Origin of the sequence: Streptomyces sp. W16, assembly GCF_033194735.1 — a bacterium.
Lineage (GTDB): Bacteria > Actinomycetota > Actinomycetes > Streptomycetales > Streptomycetaceae > Streptomyces.
The window spans coordinates 1-1,576 of record NZ_JAWOAI010001025.1; the positions used below are offsets into that span (position 1 = coordinate 1).

Here is a 1,576-nt window from a genome sequence, read left to right on the forward strand (position 1 = left end):
CTGCGTGAGGTCGGTGCCGGTCGCCGTGACGGACAGGACCCGGCCGCCCGCGCTGACGACGTCGTCGCCGTCGTACTTTGTCCCGGCGTGCAGCACGTAGGCGTGCGGGGCGTCCTGCGCGGCCACCTCGTCGAGGCCGGTGATCGGGTCGCCGGTGCGCGGGGTGCCCGGGTAGTTGTGCGAGGCGATGACGACGGTGACCGCCGCGTCCTCGCTCCAGCGCAGGGGGGCCAGGTCGTCGAGGGTGCCGTTCGCGGAGGCGAGCAGGACACCGGCCAGCGGGGTCTTCAGGCGGGCCAGGACCACCTGGGTCTCCGGGTCGCCGAAACGGGCGTTGAACTCGATGACCCGCACACCGCGCGAGGTGATCGCGAGACCGGCGTAGAGGAGGCCGGAGAAGGGGGTGCCGCGGCGGCGCATCTCGTCCACGGTCGGCTGGAGGACGGTCTGCATGACCTCGTCCACCAGCTTCGGGTCGGCCCACGGCAGCGGGGAGTACGCGCCCATGCCGCCGGTGTTCGGACCCTCGTCGCCGTCCAGGGCGCGCTTGAAGTCCTGCGCGGGCTGGAGCGGGAGGACGGTCACACCGTCGGTGATCGCGAAGAGCGACACCTCGGGTCCGTCGAGGAACTCCTCGATGACGACCCGCTCACAGGCGCCTGCGTGCGCCTTCGCCGCGTCGAGGTCGTCGGTCACCACGACACCCTTGCCGGCGGCCAGTCCGTCGTCCTTCACGACGTACGGCCCACCGAAGGCGTCGAGAGCCTCCGCGGCCTCTTCCGGGGTCGTACAGACATACGAGCGGGCGGTGGGGACACCGGCCGCCGCCATCACTTCCTTGGCGAAGGCCTTGGAGCCCTCCAGCTGCGCGGCCTCCCCGGAGGGGCCGAAGACCGGGATACCCGCCTCGCGCACGGCGTCGGCGACCCCGGCGACGAGGGGTGCCTCCGGACCGACCACGACCAGCTCGGCACCGAGCTCCGTGGCCAGCGCGGCTACGGCGGCGCCGTCGAGGGCGTCGACCTGGTGCAGCTCGGCGACCTCGGCGATGCCGGCGTTGCCGGGGGCGCAGTGCAGCGCGGTGACGTCGGGGTCGAGGGACAGAGAACGGCACAGGGCGTGTTCGCGGGCGCCGGTACCAATGACGAGGACCTTCACGGGGGTCAGCCTAGGTCACGGTGAGGGTGGGGTGGGTCGGGGCGGGGGGTGGGGCCGGGTTGGGGGTGGGTGGTTTGGGTTGGGTGCGGAGTGCGGGTGAGTGGGGGCTGGTCGCGCAGTTCCCCGCGCCCCTGAGGGATTGGGGTGGGGCGGGGTGCAGAGGCGGGGCTACTCGTTGGTGAACTCCTCCATCACCGTTGCTCCCAGTTCCCGGACGATCAGTTCGTGGCCGGAGAGGGCCGACTCGTCGAGGTCGGGATCGTCGTCCTCAGGGGTGTCGTCCTCCGCGGAGACGGTGCGGGGGGCCGGGGAGGGGGCGGCAGGGGGCTGGGGTCGGGTGGGCGCCTGTGCCGAGGGTGAGTTCGTGGTGTGCGTGGGTGCGGGCGCGGAGGCGGGGGTGGGCTGCGGGGATGCCGGG

The 1,576-nt window shown here is 73.0% G+C and carries 1 protein-coding gene and 1 pseudogene; both read right to left on the reverse strand.

Annotation, left to right across the window (positions count from 1 at the left end; genetic code table 11):
• Nucleotides 1–1,158: phosphoribosylamine--glycine ligase (gene purD, locus R6V09_RS52705; protein WP_317888489.1), on the reverse strand; the 1,158-nt coding region annotated here is incomplete at its 3' end.
• Nucleotides 1,159–1,326: 168 nt separating this feature from the next.
• Nucleotides 1,327–1,576 (reverse strand): annotated as a pseudogene (locus R6V09_RS52710) (DNA polymerase III subunit gamma and tau); the annotation flags it as partial.